The sequence below is a fragment of the Flavobacterium humi genome, assembly GCF_004745595.1.
In the GTDB taxonomy this organism is placed as follows: Bacteria; Bacteroidota; Bacteroidia; order Flavobacteriales; family Flavobacteriaceae; genus Flavobacterium; species Flavobacterium humi.
In genome coordinates, this window is record NZ_SRLH01000001.1 from 491404 (window position 1) to 517999 (window position 26596).

A 26596-nucleotide genomic window follows, 5' to 3' on the forward strand; every position below is an offset into this window, starting at 1 on the left:
TTTAATTATCATGTCTGAAAAAGTAATTGTAGGAAGCGAAGAATGGTGTTCCTTCCCTACTCTAAAAATCCCGTTTATCAAAGCCCGTGTAGACTCCGGGGCCAAAACCTCTGCGCTGCATGCAGTCAATATAAAAATGTTCCAAAAACACGGTGTCGATTGGATTCAATTCGATATCAATCCGTTACAGAACAATGAAAAAGCGGTTATCCATTGTGAAGCACAGCTTGTAGACCAGCGCGTCGTAAAAAGTTCCAGCGGGTTCCGGGAGAAAAGATATGTGATCAGGACTGAACTGGAACTTGGTGAAGATACCTGGGGCGTCGAACTAACGCTAACCAACAGGGATTCCATGGGATACAGGATGCTTTTAGGGCGTGAAGCCATGTTAGGCCGATTGATTGTCGATCCTGAAAAAAGATTCCAATTGGGACAGCCTTCCACCGAAAACCTAAAAACACATTATTATACGGAAACCCACAAAAAAGGATTGAAAATAGGCCTTCTGGCCAGTAATCCCGAACTGTACAGCAATAAAAGGATTATCGAAGCAGGAGAAATGCGTGGCCATGAAATGCATTTCCTGAATTTGAAATATTGCTATATGAAACTAGATGCAACAAAACCTGAAATCCATTACCGTGGCGGAAGAGTCCTGGATGATTTTGACGCGGTGATCCCGAGGATACGCCCAAGCATGACCTACTACGGCTGTGCTTTGACAAGGCATTTCGAGTCATTGAAAGTTTTTGCCCTCAATTCGGCATCAGCCATCACCCAATCCCGTGATAAATTATACTCATTGCAGTTGTTACTGAACAACGGTGTGGATATCCCTACAACCGGTTTTGCCAATTCCCCTTTAGACACCGACGACCTGATCAAAATGGTAGGCGGTTCTCCCCTTATTGTAAAATTATTGGAAGGAACGCAAGGAAAAGGTGTTGTTTTGGCCGAAACCAAAAAAGCTGCAGAATCGGTAATCAATGCTTTTAAAAGCTTAAATGCCAATATATTGGTTCAGGAATTCATCAAAGAAGCCAATGGAAAGGATTTGCGTTTGTTCGTGGTGGACGGCAAAGTGGTCGCAGCCATGCAACGGGAAGCCGCTCCAGGGGAATTCAGGGCGAATATCCATATGGGAGGAACGGCTTCTATTGTAAAAGTTACGGCAGAAGAAAAACGAATTGCCATCAAGGCTTCAAAAGCAATGAACCTTAAAGTGGCCGGCGTGGACATTATCCGCTCGGCAAAAGGGCCGTTATTGCTGGAAGTAAACTCTTCTCCCGGATTGGAAGGAATTGAAGGCGCCACGCAAAAAGATATCGCCGGGGAAATGATCAAAGCGATAGAGAAAAATTTTAAATGGCAATAATCGCATGAACCCTTACCTTGACATTATCCTCAGAAGTGTAGCCGTATATTTCTTTATGGTACTCGCACTGCGTTTTTTTGGCAAGAAAGAATTATCGCAATTAAATACCGCCGATGTCATCTTGGTGCTCCTGATTAGCAATTCGGTGCAAAATGCCATGGTAGGAAGCAACACGAGCCTTTTAGGGGGCTTGCTGGCTGCTTTTGTGTTGTTTTTGGTGAGTTTTCTTTTGAAAAAGATCATGTTCAACTCCAAAACCATCAATACTTTCATCCAGGACAAACCGGAAATACTGATCCATAACGGTAAAATCGATTTCAGTATCCTGGCCAAGCTGGGAATTACTTCGGAAGAACTGGAAGAAGCCATGAGGGAACATGGTGTGCAATTTTACAAAGAAGTGCGTTTGGCGATGCTCGAAATAGACGGCAACATCAGTATTATTTCGGGGAAAGAAGAATTAAGGCAAACACACCACAAACGCAGGATACATAAAACTTTGAGCAAATCTGTATAAAAACGATTAGTATGAAAACAGCCGATCCTAATTTTGCCATGGCCGAAATGCTTATACGCAAGCCAGCCAGGGAAGTATTCGAGGCTTTTGCCAACCCGGAAATCACTACTAAATTCTGGTTTACCAAAAGCAGCGGAAAAATAGAAACCGGTGCCAAAGTTGACTGGACCTGGGAAATGTACAACCACACGGTAACGGTTTTTGTAAAAAAAGCCATCCCTGACGAACTCATCAGTATTGAATGGGGAAATTATCAAGAAACCACAACGGTTGAATGGACTTTCAAACCGATTAGTGAAAATGAGACTTTTGTGAGTATCGTAAACAGTGGCATCAAAGGAAATGCAGCAGAAATTATCGCGCAGGTACGGGATTCGACGGAAGGTTTTACTTTAGTCCTGGCCGGTTTGAAAGCGTATTTGGAGCACGGCATCCAATTGAATTTAGTAGGTGACCGATTTCCACAATAACAAGTATCCATACCATGAATAAAACCAGATTAGAAGCTTTTAGCGATGGCGTTTTGGCCATTATCATCACCATTATGGTCCTGGAACTGAAAGTCCCGCACGGATCCGACTTTGAATCCCTGAAACCGCTGTTCCCTATTTTCCTGAGTTACCTGCTCAGTTTCACGTATATCGGGATTTATTGGAACAACCACCACCATATGATGCATACGGTAAAACAAATTTCGGGAGCGATGCTTTGGGCCAACCTCCACTTGCTTTTCTGGCTGTCCCTGATTCCGTTTGTAACCGCCTGGATGGGAGAAAACCACATGGCTCCGTTCCCTATGATCTTATATGGCGCTAATCTTTTAATGGCCGGTATTGCGTATGTTATCCTTCAGAGTATCATTATAAAAACCCATGGCCCGGATTCTGTTTTAGCCAAAGCAATAGGCAAGGATTACAAAGGAAAACTCTCTCCTATTATGTATCTTTTGGGCATTGTGTGCGCTAATTTCAGCCCGATGCTTTCAGGGATCATTTATTTTTTAGTGGCGATGATGTGGCTCATTCCTGATAAAAGGATTGAAAAGATTATTCGCAACGGATAAGGATTCTCATTTTAAAAAACCAATTCCAAACCAGGACAAATTAACCATGAAATACAAACACATCATCATCATTTTTGTTTTAGCTTCTATTATTACAACTCTTGGAGCCTTGCTGAAAATCATGCATTGGACAGGTGCTTCCTCATTATTGCTGATAGGCATGCTGGGTGAAGCCTTTTCAGGTGTACTGTTGATTATCAAGCTTGCAGCTTCTAAAAACGATTTCCTGGATAAATAATTTGCCTTAAAAAGTATTCCTTTGACGGAAGTACTGCTATTGCTTCGAAAATACGCTCCTTGTATTTTGGAAAGGAATCGTTTTGTTTTGAAAAAAGGGGCGCTATTTTGCAAAGCAGTGCCTCCTACTTAAAACAAAGTAGCTTATCCTTAGAATAAACCTTCACCAATTTAAAATAAACCTTCACCAACTTAAAACAAACCTTCACCAACTTAAAACAAATGTTCTCCAACTTAAAACAAAGGTTCTCCAACTTAAAACAAATGTTCTCCAACTTAAAACAAACCTTCACCAACTTAAAATAAACCTTCACCAACTTAAAACAAACCTTCTCCAATTTAAAACAAATGTTCTCCAACTTAAAACAAAGTACCTTCTATTTAAAATAGACCTTCAAGATTTTAAGAAAGAGTTGTCTCTTTGCATAAAAAAAACAGCCTGTATATTTGTGTCATACAGGCTGTTGTGGTTATTTATGGAGTATGCTTTCCTTATTCCATGTCATCGATCTGGAAACTGTTCAAAAAAGCAATTGATTTTTCGATATCATAATGCAAAATACGATCCTCTGTTACCAAAGGTACTTCTTCACGGTATGCTTTGAGGAACATTTCGATAAAATCACTGGATTTCAAAGGCCTTCTGAATTCGATTGCCTGTGAGGCATTCATTAGTTCAATAGCCAGGATGCGTTCCAGGTTTTCTACTATTTTCAAGGCTTTGGTAGCAGCATTCGCCCCCATACTTACGTGGTCTTCCTGCCCGTTTGAGGAAACGATGCTGTCTATACTTGCCGGTGTGGCCAATTGTTTGTTTTGGCTTACAATACTCGCTGCGGTGTATTGCGGGATCATAAATCCGGAATTGAGCCCCGGGTTGCTTACCAGGAATGCCGGCAATTCGCGCAAGCCTGAAATGAGCTGGTAGGTCCTTCTTTCGGAAATACTTCCCAATTCGGCTACGGCTATTCCCAGGAAATCCAAGGCTAAAGCCAATGGCTGCCCGTGGAAATTCCCTCCGGAGATAATCATATCGCTTTCGATAAAAATATTGGGATTGTCAGTTACCGAGTTGATTTCGGTCCTGAAGACTTTCTTCGCATAATCGATGGCATCTTTTGAAGCACCGTGCACTTGCGGGATACAACGGAAAGAATACGGGTCCTGGACATGTTTTTTAGGCTGTGCTATAATCTGGCTGCCTTCGAGCAATTCCTGGAAACGTTTTGCCGTATTGATTTGCCCTTTGTGCGGGCGAACCAGGTGGATAAGCTCATTGAAAGGTTCAATGCGCCCGTCAAATCCTTCTAAGGAAATGGCGCCGATTACGTCGGCCATATAGGTAAGCCTGGAAACTTTCAGCAAAGAATACACACCATACGCACTCATGAACTGCGTACCGTTAAGCAGGGCAAGCCCTTCTTTGGATTGCAATACAATAGGCTTCCATCCCATTTTGTCCAATACTTTTTGGGCCGGCTGGCGGAAACCTTCATAATATACTTCTCCTTCGCCAAGCAATGGCAATGATAAATGGGCCAAAGGTGCCAAATCACCGGAAGCACCAAGGGAACCCTGTGTATAAACCACCGGAAGGACATCATTATTGTAAAAATCAACCAAACGCTCCACAGTGACTAATTGCACTCCTGAATTTCCGTAGCTCAAGGATTGGATTTTAAGCAGCAGCATCAGTTTTACGATTTCCTGAGGCACTTCGTCCCCGGTGCCGCACGCGTGTGACATCACCAGGTTTTCCTGGAGCTTGGTCAGGTTTTCGTTTGAAATGGTAACGTTGTAAAGCGATCCGAAACCGGTATTGATACCATAAATGGGCGTTTCGTTCTTTAGCATTTTAGCGTCCAGGTAGGCGCGGCATTTCTCTATATTTAATTTGGCTTCTTCTGAAAGGGCGATTTCTTTTCCTTCGTAAACGATCTGATTTATTTCTTCTATTGAAATAACATCTGAAGTGATATAATGTGTTGGATTCATTTTTATATTTTGAAAGTTCAAAATTCCGTAAACAATTATTAAAATGCAAGATTTATTATTAGTATTTCGTTATGATAATTTGTTACCCATATTTTCTATATTTGGACAACTAAAAAAAGACCTGATTATGAAACACACACTTTATTTGGCATTGGTAGTATTGCTGGCCTCGTTTACTACGCCAAAAGAAACCGTTACGCTTTCCGGAAAGATCACCAATACGGAAGACGGGAAAATCAAATTAAGAGGCGAAGGTTTTGAAAAAGAAATCAAACTGAACGCTGACGGAACCTTTTCGGAGACTTTTTCGATTGATTACCAAGGGTTTTATCTCCTTTCGACAAAAAACAACCGTGGCGGGGTTTATTTAGGGCAAGGAACCAAATTGAACATTGCCGCTGATGATAAAAACTTTAGCGGGACTTTGCTGTACACCGGAAAAGGAAGCGCCGAGAACAAATACATGCTCGAAAAATCCAAAATCGTCATGGCTGTCAGCAATGAGGAATTGTACAAACTGGATGAAGTTCCTTTTTTGAAAAAAATCGCAGACATGAAAACCGCTATAACGGCCGTTTACAAAAGCACCAAGTTTTCCGATGCTTATTTTAAGGAGAAAGAAGCGCAAAACATTGCTTATTTAGAGCAGCTCCAGCTTATCAATTATCCTAGTTACCATACGCATTACGCTAAAATACAAGATTTTAAGGCTTCGGAGTCTTTTCCTAAATTCGATGCGTCGATCAATTTGGACAATGAGGCAGATTTCCTGTTCTCGAATACCTACAAACAGATTGTTGAGGCTAAATTTAATGAAGGTATTGCCAGCAAAGCAGGTGAAGATGCCGAATATATAGCTGCTTTTGCCGTTCCGGAAATTAAAAAAATCAAAAGCACCGCCATTAAAAATGCCCGCATCCAGAATGTGGCGTATGAAGTTGGCGCAGGAAACCCAAATGCTGCGAGCCTTTACAATGAATTGATGGCGCTTTCCACAGATACAAAATTCAAGGATGACCTTACTGCAAAATTCAACAAAATCAAAACACTGATTTCCGGGAACGCATCTCCGAAATTTGAATATGAAAATTTCAAAGGAGGGAAAACAACACTGGAAAGCCTTAAAGGGAAATATGTGTATATTGATGTATGGGCCACCTGGTGCGGTCCTTGCCGACGCGAGATCCCTAGTTTGCAAAAAGTGGAAGAGGATTACCACGGGAAGAATATTGAATTCGTAAGCCTTTCTATTGATGCTAAAAAAGACTACGACAAATGGAGAAAGTTCGTGGAAGAGAAAAAATTGGGAGGTATCCAGTTGATTGCAGACAATGACTGGAATTCTAAATTTGTTACGGATTATGCTATTGAAGGCATCCCAAGATTCATATTAATTGATCCGAATGGAAATATTGTTTCTGCAGATGCGCCACGTCCTTCAGACCCAAAACTGATTGAAAAATTCAAGGAATTGGGAATATAATATTTTTTTAAATTATAGGAAAGGTTGCTGAAAGGCAGCCTTTTTTATTGGATGTTTTCCTACATTAGCAAAAAAAACAAATGAAAGTTTCCTTTATCTTCATACTAGCATTAATTACAACCGCAGTATTCCCAAATGACATTGTGACCATTACCGGAACAATCAGCAACGCTACAGATAAGGAGTTGTATATTATGGGGGATTCTTTTGAAAAAGTTATCAATGTAAACGGTGACGGTAGTTTTTCGGATTCTATGGAAATCAAATATAATGGGTCATATTCGTTTTACACCAGAAACAATTTCACTCATATCTATTTAGAAAAAGGCACCAGGCTTGTTATAACTGCGGATGATAAAAACTTTGGCACCAGTATCTCATTTCAAGGAGACAATGCTGTAGAAAACATGTATTGGCAACAGAAAAAAAATATCTTCCATAAAGGAGAAGAAGCAAGCAAAGTATTATTCTCATTGGGTGAAGCCGATTACTTAAAAAGCATTTCCGAATTAAAAAACAATGTTGTCCATCTATTTGAAACCACTCCGTTTACAAATGCCCGTTTTATAGAATATGAAAAAAGGAACATCAATTATTTAGAACAGCTACATTATATAATTTATCAAAAACTGCATATTTTCCATACTAAAGAAGAAGGATTCAGGACTTCCGACAGTTTCCCTCAGCCGGATCCATCCATTGATCTCGACAATGAAACGGATTATTACTTTTCAGACGAATACAAATACCTGATTTATAACATTCTTTATAAAAAAATTCTCCAATCAACCGAAAAAAAACCGGCGTATACTTTTGCACTTTCATTACCGGAAATCAAAAAAATAAAGAGTAATGCAATCAGGGCTTTTTTTATCGAATATGTTACAGAAGAATTACATTATGAGAATCCCGATGCAGAGGTTTTGTATAATGAACTGATGCTATTGACTTCCGATGCTGCCAAAAAAGAAGAACTGACTTCTAAAATCAATGCTATTAGAAGCCTGAAAAAAGGTAGTGTATCTTCCGGTTTTACCTATATGAATTTTAAAGGTGGAGAGACATCATTAGAGGGTTTAAGGGGGAAATATGTATATATTGATATCTGGGCAACCTGGTGCGAACCTTGTATTCAGGAATTTCCTTCCCTTAAAAAAATAGAAGAGCAGTATAAAAAGAGTAACATTGTTTTTGTAAGCATTTCCGTAGATGACAAAGGAAGCATCGAACAATGGCGTAAAATAATCGCAAATAAAAAATTAGACGGTATGCATTTGTTTGCCGATAATGGTTGGGACTCAAAATTTATCAAAGCATATGCGGTTAAAAGCATCCCAAGATTCATATTAATTGATCCGAATGGAAATATTGTTTCTGCAGATGCGCCACGTCCTTCAGACCCAAAACTGATTGAAAAATTCAAGGAATTGGGGATATAATATTTTTTTAAATTATAGGAAAGGTTGCTGAAAGGCAGCCTTTTTTTATTGGATGTTTTCCAAACTTAAAAAAGCTTTTCCCAAATAAGCAATGCAATCTGAAGCAATAAAGGAATGATGACCTGTTTCCGGCAGCGCAATATCAGCAGCTGCACCATGCAGGTAAACCCCTAAAATAGCTGCATCTGTAAGTTTATATCCCTGAGCGGCCAACCCTGTGATGATGCCCGTGAGTACATCGCCGCTTCCGGCGGTAGCCAAGGCTTGGTTGCCGGTCGTATTTTCGTAAACCATATCTTTATCGATAGTATAAGTAGGAGCTCCTTTGGCCACGACAATTAGTTTGAATTCCTTGGAAAATAATGTGGCTTTTTTTATCATATCTTCTTTGGAATCCCACGTACCTATCAATCTTTCCAGTTCTTTTGCATGCGGTGTAATAATGGTGTTTTCAGGCAGTAAAGACAGCCATTCCTTATTCCGGGAAAGGATATTCAATCCGTCGGCATCAATAACAAGGGCGGTTTTGTTTGCTTTGACAAAATTAAAAAAGGCATGCTGCGTGTCCGGGTGCTGCCCCATCCCTATCCCAATGCCAATGGCTTGTAGCGATAGATCAAAATGTATCGAGACGATGTGTTCCATGTAATCATCTGTAATGACCATAACCTCCGGAACCGCGGTTTGTACAATGCCGTAACTGCATTTTGGGACATAGGCCGTAACAAGGCCCGCTCCCGATTTCAGGCATGCTTTTGATGCCAGGCAAACGGCACCGGTTTTCCCGTAACTCCCGCCAATGATCAGTGCATGTCCCTGAACGCCTTTGTGGGCAGATGTAGCAATAGGAATAAACCTTTTGAGGATTTCGGCTCTATCGATTTGAAGGAAATTTTCCATAACCGCACTTTTAAGACACCCTTAAATTTACGACAGTTATGCGTATATAATTGCATTTATTAAGAAAAACTTTACTGTAAGTGCTTATCGGATGCAAAAAAAAAGTATATTTGTTTGAATGTTATACAACAATAGCACATATAACTTTACTGCTACAGCTAAATCCTCAGCTGCAATTTCTGTTGTTTTAACATCAACTACAACTACTACCCCTCTGGGGTATACACTTTACATATAATCCATAGGTCTTTTGTGTTGTCATAACACAACCAACGTTATTTCCGGATAACACTTTTCAATCCCATTTACATTAATCTGGCCAGTCATTATCCTATTCAGGATTTGTCATGGCTTTAAAACAGACCATCATGAACGTTTTAAAATTTGGAGGCTCCTCTGTAGCCAATAGCCACAATATCGTAAAGTCAATAGCCATCCTGGCGGAGAAAAAAGGAAAAAAAATAGTAGTTGTATCTGCCTTAGGTGGTGTCACAGATGCTTTAAACACTATAATCGATACTGCAAAAAACGGCGATAAAAGTTATATTCCCGAACTCTTAAAAATCAGGGACAGGCACCTGGAAACAGTACAAGAACTCTTACCGGAAGAAAACCGGGATTCCCTGAACAGTTATATAGAAAAATGCTTCAGCCATTTAGGATCCTTATTGGAAGGCTGCTGCTTATTGGGCGAATTGTCAAGCAAAACAACAGATATTATCTTATCGTACGGCGAATTGCTTTCCTCACGGATCCTGTACGAAAAGTTGAAATTATCATTCCCCAAAGCAGTCTATGCCGACAGCCGGGAATTGATCAAAACAGATGCTAACCATGGTAATGCAAGTGTTTCTTTTGAAACTACTGATTTTTTGATCCAATATTATTTTGATAAAAACCAGGCGGAAATTACCATTATGCCCGGTTTTATTGCCGAAAGCCATGAAGGCCATACCACTACCCTGGGCCGCGGAGGATCGGATTACACAGCAGCCATACTAGCCGCCGCGCTAGATGCACAACAATTGGAAATATGGACAGATGTGAGCGGGATGTTTACGGCCAACCCAAAAATCGTTAAACAAGCTACGCCAATTCCGTACATTACCTATAGCGAAGCGATGGAACTGTCTCATTTTGGGGCCAAAGTGTTGTATGCGCCAACCATCCAGCCTGTCCTGAACAAGCAAATCCCTGTGTACATCAAGAATACGTTTGAGCCTTTGGCACCTGGTACTTTGATTAGCAATGCTAGCCGCCTGGAAAATACAAATCCAATCAAAGGCATAAGCCATATTGATGCTATTGCTTTGATAACACTTGAAGGATCAGGGTTGATAGGGATTTTAGGCGCTTCCAAAAGGCTTTTCAGTGCTATTGCCAGAGAAGCCATAAATATCATTTTCATAACCCAGGCTTCTTCTGAACATTCCATATGCATTGGCATTTCGGAAAACCAGGCTACAAAAGCAAAACGGGCCATTGATGCGGAGTTTCAATATGAAATCAAACAGTTCAAAATCAATCCGTCATTGGTAGAAGAAAATCTCAGCATTATTGCCCTTGTGGGCGAAAATATGAAAAACCACCAGGGATTAAGCGGGAAAATGTTCAGTACATTAGGCAAAAACAATATCAATATCCGGGCGATTGCCCAAGGCGCTTCTGAACGGAATATTTCAGCCGTCATCGCTAAAAAAGACGTTAAAAAAGCGCTGAACACGTTGCATGAAAGTTTTTTTGAAGACAATATCAAACAACTCAATCTTTTTATCAGTGGTGTTGGGAATGTTGGCGGGAAATTCATCGATCAGGTCAATCAGCAAAAAAAATATTTAAAAGAACACCTGAAGATCAATATCCGGGTAATTGCCATATCCAATTCCCAAAAAATGCATTTTGACGAAGATGGAATCCATCTGAACCATTGGAAAGAAGTCCTGCAAAACGGAGAAGAAAACTGTATGGAAGCATTTATTTCAAAAGTAGAAAAACTCAACCTGCGCAATAGTATTTTTGTCGATAACACGGCAAACACAAGCATTGCCGGCATTTATGACCGGTTTTTAAAGCAAAATGTAGCTGTTGTGACCTGCAATAAAATTGCCTGTTCTTCCGGGTTTGAAAACTATAGGAATTTAAAAGTGTTGTCTCAAAAATACAATGCGCCATTTTTGTTTGAAACCAATGTGGGCGCGGGCCTTCCTATTATTGATACCTTAAAAAACCTAATCGCTTCCGGTGACAAGGTGCACAAAATACAAGCCGTGCTCTCGGGCAGTTTGAATTTTATCTTCAATAATTTTAACGAAAACAATAGTTTTTACAATGTTGTAAACCAGGCCAAAGAAGAAGGATATACAGAACCTGATCCCAAAATCGATTTGAGCGGCGTTGATGTGATGAGAAAGATCCTCATCCTGATCCGGGAAAGCGGTTATGCGATGGAAATTGACGAAATTGAAAATGAATCGTTCCTGCCCAAGGAATCCCTGGAAACTTCCTCTACCGAAGATTTTTTCGCTTCCTTGCAAACCCATGCGCCGCATTTTGAAACTATGTATCAAGAAGCCATAAAAAAGGATTGCCGCCTGAAATATGTAGCGCAATTCGAAGAAGGGAAGGCAAGTGTCGGGTTACGGTACATCCAAAAGGAACATCCTTTTTACCATCTGGAAGGAAAGGACAATATCGTGCTTTTTTACACAGACCGGTATGCCGAACAGCCTTTGCTTATTAAAGGCGCCGGAGCAGGTGCTGCAGTAACCGCTTCTGGGATTTTTGCAGATGTTATCCGAATAGGAACAATTTAAAAATAAGAAAAATGGAAAAAATACAACTTTTTTGCCCGGCAACTATTGCCAATTTATCTTGCGGATTTGATGTTTTTGGTTTGTGCCTTGATACCATTGGCGATGAAATGATCCTCCGTAAAACAGCCGAAAAAGGCATTCGGATTACGCAAATAACGGGTGCCAACCTGCCTTTGGAACCTCAAAAAAATGTAGCCGGAGTGGCAGCTATGGCCTTACTTGAAGAAATAAACCCCGGATTTGGGTTTGAGATCGAAATCCATAAAAAAATAAAAGCCGGCAGTGGTATAGGAAGCTCTGCAGCCAGTGCGGCCGGGGCTGTTTTGGGAATCAATGAATTATTGGGCAGGCCTTTCTCCAGAAAAGAACTGGTCCGATTTGCCATGAAAGGAGAAGCTTTGGCCAGCGGAAGCGAACATGCCGATAATGTGGCTCCTGCCCTTTTGGGTGGATTTACGTTAATCAGAGGTTATAATCCTTTGGATATCATCAAAATAGAAAGCCCACCCGAACTGTTCGCTACAGTAATCCATCCGCAGATCGAATTGAAAACATCCGAAATGAGAGCCGTCCTGGAACCCATGGTTCCGCTAAAAAACGCCATCACGCAATGGGGCAATTTCGGAGGGCTGATTGCCGGATTGTATACGAACGATTATGATTTGATACAACGTTCGCTGCATGATGAAATTATTGAGCCTTTACGGGGGAAATTTATCCCTAACTTTGAGCTTATCAAAAAATCTGCCATGGAAAACGGTGCTTTGGGCGCAGGGATTTCCGGTTCGGGCCCGTCTGTTTTTGCCTTGAGCAAAGGGTTTCATACCGCACAAAAAGTAGCGCAAGCCATACAGGATGCTTATAAAGATACCGGGATCCCTTTTGAGATTCATGTTTCAAAAATAAATGCTGAAGGCATAAAAATAATCGATTAATAACTATTGGAAAATGAAATATTACAGCCTGAACACTAAAAACCATACTGTTTCTTTTCGGGAAGCCGTCATCAACGGATTGGCACCCGACAGCGGTTTGTATTTCCCTGAAACCATCACTCCGCTTCCCTCCTCTTTTTTCGATACTATAGAAACCCTTGATAAAGAAGAAGTTGCCTTTCATGCCATTCGGCAATTTATTGGTGATGAAATCCCGGAAACGGAACTGAAAAAAATCATAATGGAAACAATATCTTTTGATTTCCCCATCATCCCTATTGAGGAAACCGTTTTTGCATTGGAACTTTATCATGGCCCGACCATGGCTTTCAAAGATGTTGGTGCCCGTTTTATGTCACGCTGCCTGGGTTATTTTAATCGGGCCAATGAACAAAAAAACACTGTCCTTGTGGCGACATCCGGTGATACTGGAGGTGCTGTGGCAAACGGTTTTTTAGACGTCAAAAACATTGAGGTCGTCATATTGTACCCTGCTGGGAAAGTAAGCCATTTCCAGGAACTCCAGCTTACAACTTTGGGCGGGAACATAAAAGCCATTGAAGTAAACGGTTCTTTTGATGATTGCCAGGCGATGGTGAAAAAAGCTTTTTTGGATACAAATCTTAAGGAAAAATACCTGACTTCTGCCAATTCCATCAATATTGCCCGGTGGCTTCCCCAAATGTTTTATTTCTTTTTTGCGTACCGGGAATTGAAAAAACACGGCAAACCCATTATCGTTTCCTGTCCGAGCGGGAATTTCGGGAATATCTGTGCGGGAATTATGGCCAAACGCCTTGGGTTGCCTATTGCCCATTTTGTGGCTGCTACCAATGCAAATGACACGGTTCCAAGATTTATGGAAAGCGGGAATTATGCTCCAAAACCAACAATTGCGACACTTTCAAACGCTATGGACGTGAGCGATCCGAGCAATTTTATACGGATTCAAGAACTGTACAATAATGACTTAAAATTATTTGAAAACGATTTCTCCGCTTTTTGTTTTACGGATGAAGAAACCGAAATTGCTTTGCAAAACATTTACAACCAGCTAAATTATATCGCCGAACCACACGGGGCAATAGGCTATCTCGGGCTCAAAAAGGGATTGAAAAAACATCCCGGAAGCATTGGTGTTTTCCTGGAAACGGCACATCCAATCAAATTTTCGGAAATTGTAACATCCGCTTTACATATAGAATTGCCGGTGCCGGAGCAAATCCAAAAGATTTTGGACAAAAAGAAAACAAGTATTAAAATAGACACATACGAAGAACTCCAAAATATCCTGCTTGGTTAATCCCTCGCAAATTGCCTTGCTGATACTTTGATACTCAAAATAAAAAGAATAAATTAGCGACTTCAAATTTTATAACATTACTAAATGAAAAATACAGCATTAACGCACGTTCACGAAAGTTTAGGAGCTAAAATGGTTCCATTTGCAGGTTACAACATGCCTGTACAATATGAAGGAGTAAACGCAGAACACGAAACAGTCCGCAACGGAGTTGGTGTTTTTGATGTTTCCCACATGGGTGAATTTTTCCTGAAAGGTGAAAATGCATTGGCTTTAATTCAGAAAGTAACCTCAAATGACGCTTCAAAATTAGTAGACGGGAAAGCGCAATATTCCTGTTTGCCTAACAACGAAGGCGGAATTGTAGATGATTTGATCGTTTATAAAATTGCCGACAATCATTATATGCTGGTTGTAAATGCCTCCAATATCGAAAAAGACTGGAACTGGATCTCCTCGCACAACGATTTGGGCGTGGAAATGATTAACAATTCCGATGCGTATTCGTTATTGGCCATCCAAGGACCTAAAGCTGCTGAAGCTATGCAATCCTTAACAGCTATCGATTTGGTCAACATGCCTTATTATTCGTTCCAGATTGGGGAATTTGCCGGTGTGCAAGACGTGATCGTTTCCGCAACAGGTTATACCGGTTCAGGTGGTTTCGAAATTTATTTCAAAAACGAAGACGCAGAAGTAATCTGGAGCAAAGTATTTGAGGCCGGCGCCGCTTTTGGCATCAAACCTATCGGATTGGCCGCCCGTGACACATTGCGTTTGGAAATGGGCTTCTGTTTGTACGGAAACGATATCAATGATACTACGTCTCCGTTAGAGGCCGGTTTGGGGTGGATCACCAAATTTGACAAGGAATTCACCAATTCTGACAATCTCAAGAAACAAAAAGAAGCTGGTGTTTCCAGAAAACTGGTAGCCTTCGAAATGCAGGAGCGTGCTGTTCCAAGACACGATTACGAAATTGTCGATGCTTCCGGGAATGTTATCGGGATTGTAACTTCAGGAACCATGTCTCCTTCTATGAATGTTGGGATCGGCCTGGGGTATGTGCCTACTTCATTGGCTGCAGCCGATAGTGAGATTTTTATCCGAATCAGGAAAAATGATGTTCCTGCCAAAGTGGTCAAATTGCCTTTTTACAAGAAATAATCATATTTTTTTTATACATAATTAAGGATTAATTTTGTTCCGGAGTTTTCCGGAATTAAACAGAATAGAAATGGGAAGAGCGTTCGAATTTAGAAAAGCAAGAAAAATGAAACGTTGGTCAGCAATGGCAAAAACGTTTACAAGAATTGGAAAAGATATTGTAATGGCCGTTAAGGAAGGCGGCCCGAATCCTGAAACAAACTCACGTTTAAGGGCGGTTATCCAAAATGCAAAAGCGGCAAATATGCCAAAAGATAACGTAGAACGCGCTATCAAAAAGGCATCCGATAAAGATACGGCAAACTTCAAGGAGGTTTTATTCGAAGGGTATGCCCCGCACGGGATTGCCATTTTAATTGAAACCGCAACGGACAACAACAACAGGACCGTAGCGAATATCCGAAGCTATTTCAACAAATGCAACGGGACAATGGGTACTCAAGGTTCTGTCGAATTCATGTTTGACCATACTTGTAATTTCCGCATTCCTGCTGAAGGCCAGGACGTAGAAGAACTGGAATTGGAAATGATTGACTTCGGGGTTGAAGAAATTTTTGCCGATGAAGACGGGATTTTAATGTACGCTCCTTTTGAAAGTTTCGGTGCCATCCAAAAAGAACTGGAAAACAGGAACATGGAAATTTTATCTTCAGGATTTGAAAGGATTCCGCAGATAACCAAAGAATTAACGCCGGACCAAGTAGCCGATGTTGAGAAATTATTGGAAAAAATCGAGGAAGATGATGACGTGATGAACGTATATCATACCATGGTCGAACTATAATTTTTTACAACGCAATACACTAAAAAACTCTGTCCCTTTTTACATCGGGATGGAGTTTTTTGATTAAAAACAAACAACCCGTCAACAGTATTACTTACTTTTACCTAAAAAAACATGGCCAGATTCAAAGAAAATGATTTGCCCAAAGCAAAACTCAATAAGGACACACTCAACAAATCCCTACTGATATTCAGATACGCCGGGAACCATAAATGGAAATTTTATGTAGGGCTGCTCTTTCTGCTCATGACCGGAGCCACCGCCCTTGCTTTTCCTAAACTGATGGGAATGCTGGTAGATTGTGTCAATGCCAAAGATCTGGCAAAAGCCAAAAATATTGCCCTTCTCCTAATGGGGATTTTATTTTTACAATCCTTTTTCTCGTTCTTCAGGTTATCCTTATTTGTGAATTTTACTGAAAATACCCTGGCCAATATCCGGCTGGCCTTATACAGCAACCTGATCAAATTGCCTATGTCGTTTTTCTCGCAGAAACGCGTTGGTGAACTCAACAGCAGGATCAGTTCCGATATTTCCCAGATCCAGGATACCTTAACCTCTACCATTGCCGAATTCCTGCGCCAGTTCATCTTAATCATCGGAGGTGTTATTTTCCTGGCAACCATCAGCCCGAAACTAACCTTAATGATGCTTTCCATTGTGCCGGTTGTTGCCGTTGCCGCAGTAATTTTTGGCAGGTTTATCCGCAAATATTCCAAAAAAGTACAAGACCAAGTTGCCGAAAGCCAGGTTATTGTTGAAGAAACGCTGCAAGGCATCAGCAATGTTAAAGCATTTGCAAACGAATGGTATGAAATCGCACGGTACGAAGGCAAAATTTCAGAAGTCGTAAAACAAGCCATCAAAGGTGGAAAATACAGAGGTTATTTTGCATCGTTTATTATTTTCTGCTTATTTGGCGCTATTGTGGCCGTGGTTTGGTACGGTGTGAATTTGTGTATCAGTGGCGAAATAAAAGGTGTCGGCGAATTGATCTCTTTCGTATTGTATTCCACATTTATCGGTGCGTCGTTTGGCGGTATCGCCGAATTATATGCCCAGATCCAAAAGGCCGTCGGAGCTACCGAAAGGGTTTTTGAGCTGTTGGATGAAACCCCAGAAAAAATAAACACTTCTAAAATCCAGTCAAAAGAAAAGATAAAAGGAAATGTAGCGTTCCATAATGTGGCATTTAGCTATCCTTCCAGAAAAGAAATACAAGTACTTAAAGATGTGAGTTTTACTGCAGGATATGGGCAAAAAATCGCTATTGTAGGACCAAGTGGAGCCGGGAAATCAACCATTTCTTCTTTATTGCTCCGATTTTATGATATCGAAAAAGGAACCATATTAATTGATGATAAGGATATTTATGAGTACGACCTGGAACATTTGCGCGGCAACATGAGTATTGTCCCGCAGGATGTTATTTTGTTTGGCGGAAGCATCCGTGAAAATATTGCTTACGGAAAACCGGACGCCACAGATGAGGAAATAACAATGGCTGCAAAACAGGCCAACGCCCTTGATTTCATCACTGGTTTCCCTGAAAAATTCGACACTTTGGTAGGAGAAAGAGGCATCAAGCTTTCCGGTGGCCAGCGCCAAAGAATTGCCATAGCACGTGCATTATTGAAAAACCCAAGCATCCTGATATTGGACGAAGCGACTTCATCGTTAGACAGCGAAAGCGAAAAACTGGTTCAGGAAGCCCTGGAAATCTTAATGGAAGGCAGGACGAGCATTATCATAGCGCATAGGTTATCGACCATTAGGAATGCGGATACTATTTTAGTCCTCGACAAAGGTGTCATCAGCGAAAAAGGGACACACAAAGAACTGCTGAAAATGGAAAACGGGATTTATAAAAACCTGAGCAACCTCCAGTTCAGCGATTTTTAGTATCCATTAGCTATGGGAGTCGTAAATGTAAGAACGGATTCATTTTATTGTTATAATTTTTTTGAGAAAGATCGCAAAATTGGGCGTTTTAGCTATAAGAACAAACGGCTGTTATTGGCTGTTTATGAGTCCGAAACCAATAAGGATACTTATTATTTCGCTTGGGAAAAGGGCCGGATTGGCCTTGACTTAAAAATTACTCTAGGGGACAAGGATATTTTTGGCATAAGAATACAGAGCAATTATAATTTTGTAATTACAGATTTTAGAAATGGAGAAAAATATATTTTCTATCCTGCAAATCTATTTAATAAAGGATATTGGCTGAAGCATGAAGGGATAAAAATCATAAGTTTAAAACACAAGTTCAATTGGAAAAAATTCAGGACTGAACGAATACTAAATTCTATTGCAAATTGCGATGAGAACCTATTCTTTATAGTGCTATTTTGTGAAGTTTACTATACTCTATAAAACTATTGGCCACAAAAAAACTCCAGCATCATCAACTGGAGTTTTTTATATCTCTAATCCTTAAAATAAGGAAATCCGTTTCTATTTGATAAATTCTATTTTTTGGGCTTCTTCAGCATTTACGCTATCGAAAAAACCTTGCGCATTCATCCATTCGTCGCTGAATACTTTACTCATGTATCTTGAGCCGTGATCAGGGAAGATGGCAATTACATTGCTGTTTTCATCGAATTCGCCTTCTTCTGCATATTGTTTAACCGCCTGCATAACAGCTCCTGAAGTATATCCTACGAAAAGTCCTTCCGTTTTGGCTATGTTTCGGGTCATGTGGGCACTTTCCTCATCGGTAACTTTAACGAACTTATCGATGATATCAAAATCCGTAGCGGTAGGGATCAGGTTTTTGCCCAATCCTTCTATTCTGTAAGGGTAAATTTCGTCGTTGTCGAATTCTTTGGTTTCATGGTATTTCTTAATCACCGAACCAAAAGCATCCACCCCTAATATCCTGATATCCGGGTTTTGCTCCTTTAAGTATTTTGCAGCGCCGGAAAGTGTCCCTCCGGTTCCGGTACAGGCAATTAAGTGCGTGATTTTCCCATTGGTCTGTTCCCAGATTTCAGGGCCTGTAGTTTTGTAATGCGCCTCAATATTCAGGTCATTAAAATACTGATTGATGTATACCGAACCTTTTGTTTCCTCATGCAGCCTTTTTGCCACATTGTAATACGAACGTTCATCATCAGCAGATACATGAGCCGGGCAGACATATACTTTGGCACCCATGCTGCGTAACATATCTATTTTATCAGCGGAAGATTTTGAACTTACGGCAAGGATACACTCATATCCCTTAATGATACTAACCATCGCTAAACTGAACCCTGTATTACCAGAAGTGGTTTCAATAATAGTATCGCCCGGTTTCAATATCCCTTGCCTTTCAGCTTCTTCAATAATGTATAATGCAATTCTGTCTTTAGTGGAATGGCCAGGATTAAAGGCTTCCACTTTAGCATAAAAATTACCTTTTAAACTTTCAGTAATTTTATTGATTTTAATAAGTGGTGTATTACCAATCAGTTCCAATACATTATTGTAAGCTATAATATCTTTTCCCATATAATAGTAAATCGTGGCATTAAATTTTGAATTATAAATATACCCAAAACTCTGCAAATCTATAAAAAAAATTTCAATTACTTTAGAATTCCTTCTAAATCTAATAAAAAACTAAATTCTTTTGCTATCTCCTTCAACGCTTCAAAACGTCCGGAAGCCCCGCCATGTCCGGCGTCCATATTAGTATTCAAATACAATAGGTTGGTATCGGTTTTTAAAGTCCTCAATTTGGCGATCCATTTTGCCGGTTCCCAATATTGCACTTGAGAATCATGCAATCCGGTCGTTATTAACATATTAGGGTAATTTTGTTTTTTGATGTTGTCATAAGGCGAATAAGACAACATGTAATCGTAATATTCCTTTTCGTTCGGATTTCCCCATTCGTCGTACTCTCCTGTGGTCAGCGGGATGGAATCATCAAGCATGGTAGTGATGACGTCTACGAAAGGCACCTGGGCAATCACTCCGTGGTACAATTCGGGTGCGGCATTGACAACAGCGCCCATTAGTAATCCTCCTGCCGAGCCTCCTTCGGCATATAAATGTTCAGGCGAAGTATATTCTTCAGTGATTAAAAACCTGGAACAGTCAATAAAATCAGTAAAGGTGTTTTTCTTCTTTAACAATTTCCCGTTTTCGTACCATGGTCTTCCCAAATCTTCCCCGCCGCGGATATGTGCTATGGCAAAAATGAACCCGCGGTCCAGCAAACTCAGCCTTGTGGTTGAAAATGTGCAGTCCATCGAATAGCCATACGATCCGTAAGCATATTGCAACAAAGGATTTTTACCGTTTTGGGTGATATCTTTCCTGTGAACGATCGAAATAGGAACTTTGGTCCCGTCCTGAGCTGTAGCCCAGATTCTTTTCTCCGTATAATTGTTTTTATCGAAATTCCCACCCAAAACCTGTTGTTCCTTCTTGATTTCCTTGGTTTTGCCTTTCATGTTAAAATCAATGACGGAAGAAGGTGTAGTCAGGGATTGGTAGCCATAACGAAGGATATCGGTGTCAAAATCAACATTTGTCGTGGTAAAAGCCGAATAGGTTTCGCTTTCAAAAGGCAGGTAATATTCCCCTTTTCCGGACCATGGCATGATACGCAGTTGTGTCAGGCCGTTGGCGCGTTCTTCCACAACGAGGTACTCTTTGAAAATTTCTATGTCCTCCAGCAATACTTCCTCGCGGTGCGGGATGACATCGGTCCAATTTTCTTTCGATGTCGCATTTTCAGGCGTTTTCATCAGCTTAAAATTAGTCGCCTCGTCCTTGTTGGTCAAAATATAAAAATGGTCTTCAAAATGCGAAATACTATATTCCAATCCTCTCACGCGGGGCTGGAAAACCTCAAAAGCTTCGTTAGGCGTATTGGCATTTAATGTCCTGTATTCGGAAGTCAACGTGCTGGAAGATCCTATCACCAGGTACTTTTTAGATTTTTCTTTGTAGATATAAACGCTAAAAGTATCGTCTTTTTCATGGAAAACCAACGCATCATCTTTAGAATCGGTTCCTAAATTGTGTTTGAAAATCTTATCGGAACGCAACGTTTTTTTATCCTGGTTCGTATAGAAAATGGTCTTGTTGTCATTGGCCCAAACCGAACCGCCGCTGGTATTTTCTATCGTGTCCGGAAGGATTTCCCCTGTAAGCAGGTTTTTGACCCGGATCGTATAAATCCTCCTTCCTTTGGTATCGACCGCAAAAGTAGCAAACTGGTTGTCCGGGCTTACGCTCACTCCGCCCAGCTGGAAATAAGCATTGCCTTTGGCCATTTCGTTGCAATTGAACATAATTTCCTCAGGAGCTTCCAAACTTCCTTTCTTACGGGAATAAATTGGATAATCCTGTCCTATTTCGAAACGGGTAATGTAGTAATAGCCGTTGTACAAGTACGGAACAGACTGGTCGTCTTCCTTAATGCGGGATTTCATCTCCTCAAACAAGGATTTTTGAAAGTCCTTCGTATGGGATGTCATTTCGTTGTAATAGTCATTCTCCTTGTTCAGGTAATCAATCACTTCAGGGTTTTCCCGGTCGTTCAGCCAATAGTAATTATCGATTCTGATGTCATTGTGCTTTTCAAGGGTATGCGGAATGATTTTAGCAACCGGAGGAAATATCGTAGTCATTTTTTTAGCATTTAGAATAATAAATGTTGTGCAAAAATAACATATAAAAAACCAAATAGAAGCAGTTTTTTTGTTGTTTTTGTGGGGTGAAATGTGATAATTTTACAGCTAATTTAAAAAAAACGGAAATGTTCGGAGATATCATGGGAATGATGGGGAAACTGAAAGAAACCCAGCAAAAAATAGAAGAAACTAAAAAAAGGCTTGATTCGGTTTTGATAGACGAGCAAAGCACTGACGGACTGCTTAAGGTAACCATAACCGCGAACAGGAAAATAAAAGCGGTTTCCATTGACGATTCGCTTTTGGAAGACAAGGAACAATTGGAAGATTACCTGCTCTTGGTTCTGAATAAAGCAGTTGAAAGGGCTTCTGCAATAAACGAGGCCGAACTGGCGGCTGTTGCCAAAGACGGCATGCCAAACATCCCGGGAATGGATATGTTCAAATAAAAAAGAGAGGTTTTTTCCTCTCTTTTTGTTTATTTTCAATTATACCGATACTTTAGGCAGCATTTCCAAAACATATTCGTGCATCACCTGACGGTAATCGAGGTGTGTTACGATTCGTAATTTGCCCTGTCCCATCGAACTGATATGGATTCCTTTTGTTTTCAGTTTTTCGATGATGGCTTTCTCGCTTAAATAAGGCTGGATGGAAAATATTAAAATATTGGTTTCCACAGGCTCTACCGAAGCCACCCACGGCAATTGTTTAAGGATGCCTCCCAATTCCTTAGCACGGCGGTGGTCGTCTGCCAAACGCTCTACATGATTGTCCAGGGCATAAATCCCTGCGGCAGCCAAATAACCTGCCTGGCGCATTCCTCCGCCCAGGATCTTACGGACACGCAATGCCTTTTTTATGGTTGCCGCATCGGAAACCAGGACCGATCCTACCGGCGCACCCAATCCTTTTGACAAACAAACAGAGATGGTATCAAACAATTCCCCAAATTGCCTTGGCGATTGCTTTTTGGCTATTAGGGCGTTCCACAAACGCGCGCCATCCAGGTGGTACTTCAGTTTATTTTGCACACAAACCTGCTTGATTTCTTTCAGGACATCTATATCATAACAAGCGCCACCACCTTTGTTTGTAGTATTTTCGATACTGACCAGGCTAGTTAACGGCGCATGGTAAAATTCCGGGTCGTTAATGGCATTTTTAACAAGGTCTGCCGTAATCATGCCTCTGTCCCCATCCACCAGGTTGCAGGAAACGCCGCTATTAAAAGAAGCTCCGCCGCCTTCGTAATGGTAAATATGGGACCATTTGTCACAAATAACCTGCTCTCCAGGATTGGTAAGCAATTTTATAGCGGTTTGGTTGGCCATGGTCCCGGAGGGAAAAAACAAGGCGGCTTCCATGCCGAACATTGCAGCTACTTTTTCTTCCAGGGCATTTACTGTCGGGTCTTGCTTGTATACGTCATCCCCTACTTTTGCCTGAAACATGGCTTGCAGCATTTCCTGTGTGGGCTTTGTAACTGTATCGCTTACTAAATTTATTTCCATAATTATAAAATGAATGGTACTTTTGCTTATTCAAGTGATGAAACTAGCCCCGATAAAGCCGGTATCCTTTTTGAGGATGGGCCTGAGCGACAGCGAAGGCATATCCTTAAAAAGATAAAGGCGAAAGCGGGAATAGCTTCCAATAAAAATGTAACAAAAATAATATTATTTATGACAAATACCGAACAAATAAAAGGTATTGTAGAGCGCCTTGGTGCGTTGAGGAGGTATCTTTGACATTGATGCCAAATTAATCGAAATTACTAACGAGGAAGAGAAGACCTTTGCCCCTGATTTTTGGAACAACGCCAAAGAAGCCGAAGTCATTGTCCGGAACCTGCGTTCTAAGAAAAAATGGGTCGAAGATTATGAAAAAGCTGTCAATTTAAGTGATGAACTCCAGATTGCCTACGATTTTTTCAAAGAAGGAGAGCTTACCGAAACCGAACTGGATGAACTGTATGACACGATCAATAACCATATAGAAAACATCGAGTTTAAAAACATGCTTTCGGAAGAGGGCGACAGCATGAGCGCCGTCCTGCAAATTACAGCCGGTGCCGGTGGGACCGAAAGCTGTGACTGGGCCTCGATGCTCATGCGGATGTACATGATGTGGGGCGAAAAAAGCGGCTACAAAATAAAAGAACTTAACTTTCAGGAAGGCGACGTAGCGGGTATTAAAACCGTCACTCTCGAATTTGAAGGCGATTATTCTTTTGGTTACCTCAAAGGGGAAAACGGCGTGCACAGGTTGGTACGGATCTCGCCTTTTGACAGTAATGCCAAACGGCACACTTCCTTTGCTTCGGTGTATGTATATCCTTTAGTGGATGATACGATCGAGATTGAAATCAATCCTGCGGATATAGAAATCACTACGGCGCGATCCAGTGGTGCCGGCGGGCAGAATGTCAATAAGGTGGAAACCAAAGTCCAGTTATTGCACAAGCCCACGGGAATCCAGATACAATGTTCCGAAACACGCTCGCAACATGACAATAGGACGCGTGCCATGCAGATGCTCCGCTCGCAGTTATACGAAATCGAGCTGAAAAAGCAGATGGAACAACGTGCCGATATTGAAGCCGGGAAAATGAAAATCGAATGGGGCTCGCAAATCCGTAATTATGTTTTGCATCCGTACAAGCTCATCAAAGATGTCCGGACCCAGTATGAGACAAGTGACGTTGACGGTGTGATGAACGGAGATTTGGATGAATTCCTCAAAGCCTACCTGATGATGATGGGACAAAAGGAAGAAAAATAAAAAAAGGCCTAAACTACTATTGTTTAGGCCTTTTCCTTTGGATATGATTAGCTTACTGTTGCATTTTGAAATAATAATCAGCCGAATGTTTCCCACTTCCGTAGAAAAGGAAAAAAAGGCAGATGACAAAAAGAAGGAATGACAATATTAAATTGCCCACGTGCATTTCCCCGATAAAATTGATCAGGAATGCGGCTAACAATATCGGAAGCTGTGCTGCGATCGCCCATCGGGTCAATAATCCGAAGACAATCATAATCCCGCCAACCATATGGGCAGCGACAATATAATGCACAAAAAGCATCCCTCCTCCTATATTCTTGATCGGAGCGACCAATTGGGTGTAATATTCGGTATCCGTAAGAAATGAAATCCCTTTGACAAACAAAAATATCCCTACAATAATCCGCAAAACGTCTACTGGATAATACGTGTGGGCGTTGGCCCATTTATTCAAGCTCTTAACAGTTCCCATATTAGTTTAGTTTTAAAATTACTAAACTAATTTAGTAAATCTGATAGAAATAACCTACTTAAAATCAGCTTTTTATAAAAAAATTATTTTTCAGCACCTTGATATTATCCATCGATTTTACTTTTTCTGCCAGCTTTTTCCATTCGCTTGTAGGCTGAAGCCTTACTTTTTTACCCTTGATGGTAATGTCAACCGGCATGGCAAAACCAGGTTCGTCTGCTTTCCAACGAAACTCAATGTCATTTTTCTCTTTCCGGAATTCCAGTTCGGGGATATTCGTATAACGCAAGTATTGATTAAAAACCGGGGTTAGGTCCGTTCCGGATTCCGCGTTGAAGAAATCGACAACCGTTTGCGTATCAATGATTTTCTTCCGGTATGTTTCAGAATATTTCAGTAGCATTTTCCACCATTTGGCATCGTCGTTTACAATATGCCTGATCGTATTGAGCATCAAGGCTCCTTTTGGGTACATATCGCCCGAACCTTCTTTATTGACACCATATTGGCCGATGATTGGCCTGTCATTACTAACATTGTCTTTTAAACCGTTAGCGTATTGCATGGCTTTTTCATACCCAAACTGGCATTCGATGAAAACAATTTCAGAATATTGCGTGAAACTTTCATGGATCCACATATCTGCAATATCTTTACTGGTGATGCTGTTTCCGAACCATTCGTGCCCACTTTCGTGGATGGTGATAAAGTCAAACAGCAGGCCGACTCCCGTACTGGAAAGATCATTGCCCAGGTAGCCCTGCAGATAATGGTTACCATAGGCTACGGCACTTTGATGTTCCATCCCCAAATAAGGGGTTTCCACCAATTTATAGCCATCATCTGTAAAAGGATAGGCCCCGAATTTCGATTGGAAACAATCCATCATCGGTTTTACTTCTTCAAAATGTTTTCGGGCTTTCTCTTCGTTTTCGCGCAATACGTAATAATCAAGGTCCAAGCCCTTGTGATTGTCGTGGATATGTGCGTAATCAGCTATATTGGCTGTAATATCATAAGTATTTATCGGGTTTTTAACTTCCCAGTCCCAACGGGTATAGCCGTTTTTCAGATCTTCGCTTCCCAGGAACCTTCCGTTGGAAACATTCATCAATCCGTTCGGTACCGCAATTTTAATGCTGGCGCCATTGTCCGGTTCGTCGCTCTGGGAATCTTTTACAGGATACCATAAACTCGCCCCTGTTCCTTGAACTGCAACCCCAATCCATGGTTTTCCTTTCGAATCCTGTGTAAAAACAAATCCGCCATCCCATGGAGCCCGTTTGGCAATAATCGGTTTTCCTGAATAATAAAAGCGTAGTTTCTGGTCTGAACCTTTTTTCAATTCGTCGGGAAATGTTATGAAAACAGCGATTTCCTCCCGGATGAAATTCAATTTTTTTGCATTGAAGACAATACTGTCAATTTGCATATTTTCAAAAAGGTCCAACTGGATTTTACTGGTATTTTCAACTACTTTAAAGGCAATGTCATTATAACCCACGATTGTTTTTTCGTCAGGGTTGATTTTGATATTCAAATCATAACGCTGTACGTCGAAGCATGTCCTCTCCGGCCGAAGCCCTCCTTGCAGGGAATCCCGCCGTGTCGCGGTTTGGGCCGAAAGCTGTTGGAATGCAATGATAAAAAGAGAAGTAAGTATGGTATTTTTCATGGCGTTAATTTAAAA

23 protein-coding genes are annotated in these 26596 nt (G+C 40.9%); 16 read left to right on the plus strand and 7 right to left on the minus strand.

All coding sequences use genetic code 11. The features are described 5' to 3' along the window. The first annotated feature begins 10 nt into the window (after positions 1 to 10). Genes rimK through E4635_RS02120 form a run of 5 tightly spaced genes read left to right on the plus strand, consistent with a single transcriptional unit; the run spans position 11 to position 3193 of the window. A complete protein-coding gene (gene rimK, locus E4635_RS02100; RefSeq protein WP_169630183.1) occupies positions 11 to 1375 on the plus strand; it encodes a 30S ribosomal protein S6--L-glutamate ligase in 1365 nt (454 codons plus the stop codon). 4 nt (positions 1376 to 1379) lie between these two features. Continuing rightward, positions 1380 to 1892: a DUF421 domain-containing protein gene (locus E4635_RS02105; protein WP_135524954.1), complete on the plus strand. Its 513-nt coding sequence runs from the start codon at positions 1380 to 1382 to the stop codon at positions 1890 to 1892. An 11-nt stretch (positions 1893 to 1903) separates the two neighbouring features. Beyond that, positions 1904 to 2362 carry an SRPBCC family protein gene (locus E4635_RS02110; RefSeq protein ID WP_135524955.1) on the plus strand — a complete coding sequence of 153 codons (459 nt, stop codon included), beginning with the start codon at positions 1904 to 1906 and terminating at the stop codon, positions 2360 to 2362. 14 nt (positions 2363 to 2376) lie between these two features. After that, the gene (locus tag E4635_RS02115) at positions 2377 to 2955 is read left to right on the plus strand and encodes a TMEM175 family protein (RefSeq protein WP_135524956.1); all 579 of its coding nucleotides are present in this window, start codon (positions 2377 to 2379) and stop codon (positions 2953 to 2955) included. Continuing rightward, complete coding sequence (locus E4635_RS02120) at positions 2930 to 3193, plus strand: GldL-related protein (RefSeq protein ID WP_246020641.1); 264 nt, start codon at positions 2930 to 2932, stop codon at positions 3191 to 3193. Before E4635_RS02115 ends, E4635_RS02120 begins: the two co-directional genes overlap by 26 nt. Before the next feature lie 491 nt (positions 3194 to 3684). Here the strand turns inward: E4635_RS02120 and hutH are convergent, their stop codons facing one another. Beyond that, positions 3685 to 5187: a histidine ammonia-lyase gene (gene hutH, locus E4635_RS02125; protein ID WP_135524957.1), complete on the minus strand. Its 1503-nt coding sequence runs from the start codon at positions 5185 to 5187 to the stop codon at positions 3685 to 3687. A 127-nt stretch (positions 5188 to 5314) separates the two neighbouring features. Between hutH and E4635_RS02130 the strand changes: the two genes are divergently transcribed. Together E4635_RS02130 and E4635_RS02135 are read left to right on the plus strand one after the other, a co-directional pair. Next, on the plus strand, positions 5315 to 6670 hold the full coding sequence (locus E4635_RS02130) for a TlpA family protein disulfide reductase (RefSeq protein ID WP_135524958.1): 1356 nt from the start codon (positions 5315 to 5317) through the stop codon (positions 6668 to 6670). Positions 6671 to 6750: 80 nt separating this feature from the next. Next, positions 6751 to 8109 (plus strand): TlpA disulfide reductase family protein, encoded by a 1359-nt coding sequence (locus E4635_RS02135; RefSeq protein WP_135524959.1) that lies wholly within the window; start codon positions 6751 to 6753, stop codon positions 8107 to 8109. A gap of 45 nt (positions 8110 to 8154) precedes the next feature. On the opposite strand, the gene E4635_RS02140 is transcribed toward E4635_RS02135, so the two are convergent. Continuing rightward, a complete protein-coding gene (locus E4635_RS02140) occupies positions 8155 to 9009 on the minus strand; it encodes an NAD(P)H-hydrate dehydratase (RefSeq protein ID WP_135524960.1) in 855 nt (284 codons plus the stop codon). A 368-nt stretch (positions 9010 to 9377) separates the two neighbouring features. Here E4635_RS02140 and thrA point away from each other — a divergent pair, with 368 nt between their 5' ends. The 6 genes from thrA to E4635_RS02170 all read left to right on the plus strand — a co-directional run bounded on the left by thrA (position 9378) and on the right by E4635_RS02170 (position 17913). Then, a complete protein-coding gene (gene thrA, locus E4635_RS02145; RefSeq protein ID WP_135524961.1) occupies positions 9378 to 11822 on the plus strand; it encodes a bifunctional aspartate kinase/homoserine dehydrogenase I in 2445 nt (814 codons plus the stop codon). 11 nt (positions 11823 to 11833) lie between these two features. Continuing rightward, the gene (locus E4635_RS02150) at positions 11834 to 12757 is read left to right on the plus strand and encodes a homoserine kinase (RefSeq protein WP_135524962.1); all 924 of its coding nucleotides are present in this window, start codon (positions 11834 to 11836) and stop codon (positions 12755 to 12757) included. 13 nt (positions 12758 to 12770) lie between these two features. Further along, positions 12771 to 14060 carry a threonine synthase gene (thrC, locus tag E4635_RS02155; RefSeq protein ID WP_135524963.1) on the plus strand — a complete coding sequence of 430 codons (1290 nt, stop codon included), beginning with the start codon at positions 12771 to 12773 and terminating at the stop codon, positions 14058 to 14060. A gap of 84 nt (positions 14061 to 14144) precedes the next feature. Beyond that, entirely contained in the window at positions 14145 to 15227 is a 1083-nt protein-coding gene (gene gcvT / locus E4635_RS02160) for a glycine cleavage system aminomethyltransferase GcvT (protein WP_135524964.1), read from the plus strand. A gap of 70 nt (positions 15228 to 15297) precedes the next feature. Next, positions 15298 to 16011: a YebC/PmpR family DNA-binding transcriptional regulator gene (locus tag E4635_RS02165; protein WP_135524965.1), complete on the plus strand. Its 714-nt coding sequence runs from the start codon at positions 15298 to 15300 to the stop codon at positions 16009 to 16011. A 114-nt stretch (positions 16012 to 16125) separates the two neighbouring features. Then, positions 16126 to 17913 (plus strand): ABC transporter ATP-binding protein, encoded by a 1788-nt coding sequence (locus E4635_RS02170; RefSeq protein WP_135524966.1) that lies wholly within the window; start codon positions 16126 to 16128, stop codon positions 17911 to 17913. A gap of 555 nt (positions 17914 to 18468) precedes the next feature. Here the strand turns inward: E4635_RS02170 and E4635_RS02175 are convergent. Then, complete coding sequence (locus tag E4635_RS02175) at positions 18469 to 19509, minus strand: PLP-dependent cysteine synthase family protein (protein ID WP_135524967.1); 1041 nt, start codon at positions 19507 to 19509, stop codon at positions 18469 to 18471. 77 nt (positions 19510 to 19586) lie between these two features. Next, a complete protein-coding gene (locus tag E4635_RS02180) occupies positions 19587 to 21644 on the minus strand; it encodes a S9 family peptidase (RefSeq protein WP_135524968.1) in 2058 nt (685 codons plus the stop codon). Between the two features lie 128 nt (positions 21645 to 21772). Here E4635_RS02180 and E4635_RS02185 point away from each other — a divergent pair, with 128 nt between their 5' ends. Continuing rightward, positions 21773 to 22096 carry a YbaB/EbfC family nucleoid-associated protein gene (locus E4635_RS02185; protein ID WP_135524969.1) on the plus strand — a complete coding sequence of 108 codons (324 nt, stop codon included), beginning with the start codon at positions 21773 to 21775 and terminating at the stop codon, positions 22094 to 22096. 39 nt (positions 22097 to 22135) lie between these two features. On the opposite strand, the gene E4635_RS02190 is transcribed toward E4635_RS02185, so the two are convergent. Then, on the minus strand, positions 22136 to 23161 hold the full coding sequence (locus tag E4635_RS02190; protein WP_135524970.1) for a threonine aldolase family protein: 1026 nt from the start codon (positions 23159 to 23161) through the stop codon (positions 22136 to 22138). 9 nt (positions 23162 to 23170) lie between these two features. Here E4635_RS02190 and E4635_RS15670 point away from each other — a divergent pair, with 9 nt between their 5' ends. Together E4635_RS15670 and prfB are read left to right on the plus strand one after the other, a co-directional pair. Beyond that, positions 23171 to 23398, plus strand: a complete 228-nt coding sequence (locus E4635_RS15670) for a RidA family protein (protein WP_169630169.1) — start codon at positions 23171 to 23173, stop codon at positions 23396 to 23398. Further along, positions 23333 to 24431, plus strand: a protein-coding gene (gene prfB, locus E4635_RS02195) for a peptide chain release factor 2 (RefSeq protein WP_135524971.1) whose coding sequence is annotated in 2 segments (ribosomal slippage) — positions 23333 to 23395 and positions 23397 to 24431 — 1098 coding nt in all. Because the reading frame shifts where the segments join, the coding sequence is not laid out codon by codon here. The genes E4635_RS15670 and prfB overlap by 66 nt, the downstream gene beginning before the upstream one ends. 52 nt (positions 24432 to 24483) lie before the next feature. On the opposite strand, the gene E4635_RS02200 is transcribed toward prfB, so the two are convergent. Together E4635_RS02200 and E4635_RS02205 are read right to left on the minus strand one after the other, a co-directional pair. Next, entirely contained in the window at positions 24484 to 24906 is a 423-nt protein-coding gene (locus tag E4635_RS02200) for a DoxX family protein (RefSeq protein WP_135524972.1), read from the minus strand. A gap of 64 nt (positions 24907 to 24970) precedes the next feature. Continuing rightward, the gene (locus E4635_RS02205; RefSeq protein WP_135524973.1) at positions 24971 to 26581 is read right to left on the minus strand and encodes a M1 family metallopeptidase; all 1611 of its coding nucleotides are present in this window, start codon (positions 26579 to 26581) and stop codon (positions 24971 to 24973) included. Positions 26582 to 26596: the final 15 nt, after the last annotated feature.

Excerpts from the sequence above, each read along its gene's own strand:
- rimK (WP_169630183.1), top strand. The coding sequence starts at position 11 with ATGTCTGAAAAAGTAATTGTAGGAAGCGAAGAATGGTGTTCCTTCCCT.
- E4635_RS02105 (WP_135524954.1), top strand. The coding sequence starts at position 1,380 with ATGAACCCTTACCTTGACATTATCCTCAGAAGTGTAGCCGTATATTTC.
- E4635_RS02110 (WP_135524955.1), top strand. The coding sequence starts at position 1,904 with ATGAAAACAGCCGATCCTAATTTTGCCATGGCCGAAATGCTTATACGC.
- E4635_RS02115 (WP_135524956.1), top strand. The coding sequence starts at position 2,377 with ATGAATAAAACCAGATTAGAAGCTTTTAGCGATGGCGTTTTGGCCATT.
- hutH (WP_135524957.1), bottom strand. The coding sequence starts at position 5,187 with ATGAATCCAACACATTATATCACTTCAGATGTTATTTCAATAGAAGAA.
- E4635_RS02130 (WP_135524958.1), top strand. The coding sequence starts at position 5,315 with ATGAAACACACACTTTATTTGGCATTGGTAGTATTGCTGGCCTCGTTT.
- E4635_RS02135 (WP_135524959.1), top strand. The coding sequence starts at position 6,751 with ATGAAAGTTTCCTTTATCTTCATACTAGCATTAATTACAACCGCAGTA.
- E4635_RS02140 (WP_135524960.1), bottom strand. The coding sequence starts at position 9,009 with ATGGAAAATTTCCTTCAAATCGATAGAGCCGAAATCCTCAAAAGGTTT.
- thrA (WP_135524961.1), top strand. The coding sequence starts at position 9,378 with ATGAACGTTTTAAAATTTGGAGGCTCCTCTGTAGCCAATAGCCACAAT.
- E4635_RS02150 (WP_135524962.1), top strand. The coding sequence starts at position 11,834 with ATGGAAAAAATACAACTTTTTTGCCCGGCAACTATTGCCAATTTATCT.
- thrC (WP_135524963.1), top strand. The coding sequence starts at position 12,771 with ATGAAATATTACAGCCTGAACACTAAAAACCATACTGTTTCTTTTCGG.
- gcvT (WP_135524964.1), top strand. The coding sequence starts at position 14,145 with ATGAAAAATACAGCATTAACGCACGTTCACGAAAGTTTAGGAGCTAAA.
- E4635_RS02165 (WP_135524965.1), top strand. The coding sequence starts at position 15,298 with ATGGGAAGAGCGTTCGAATTTAGAAAAGCAAGAAAAATGAAACGTTGG.
- E4635_RS02170 (WP_135524966.1), top strand. The coding sequence starts at position 16,126 with ATGGCCAGATTCAAAGAAAATGATTTGCCCAAAGCAAAACTCAATAAG.
- E4635_RS02175 (WP_135524967.1), bottom strand. The coding sequence starts at position 19,509 with ATGGGAAAAGATATTATAGCTTACAATAATGTATTGGAACTGATTGGT.
- E4635_RS02180 (WP_135524968.1), bottom strand. The coding sequence starts at position 21,644 with ATGACTACGATATTTCCTCCGGTTGCTAAAATCATTCCGCATACCCTT.
- E4635_RS02185 (WP_135524969.1), top strand. The coding sequence starts at position 21,773 with ATGTTCGGAGATATCATGGGAATGATGGGGAAACTGAAAGAAACCCAG.
- E4635_RS02190 (WP_135524970.1), bottom strand. The coding sequence starts at position 23,161 with ATGGAAATAAATTTAGTAAGCGATACAGTTACAAAGCCCACACAGGAA.
- E4635_RS15670 (WP_169630169.1), top strand. The coding sequence starts at position 23,171 with ATGAATGGTACTTTTGCTTATTCAAGTGATGAAACTAGCCCCGATAAA.
- E4635_RS02200 (WP_135524972.1), bottom strand. The coding sequence starts at position 24,906 with ATGGGAACTGTTAAGAGCTTGAATAAATGGGCCAACGCCCACACGTAT.
- E4635_RS02205 (WP_135524973.1), bottom strand. The coding sequence starts at position 26,581 with ATGAAAAATACCATACTTACTTCTCTTTTTATCATTGCATTCCAACAG.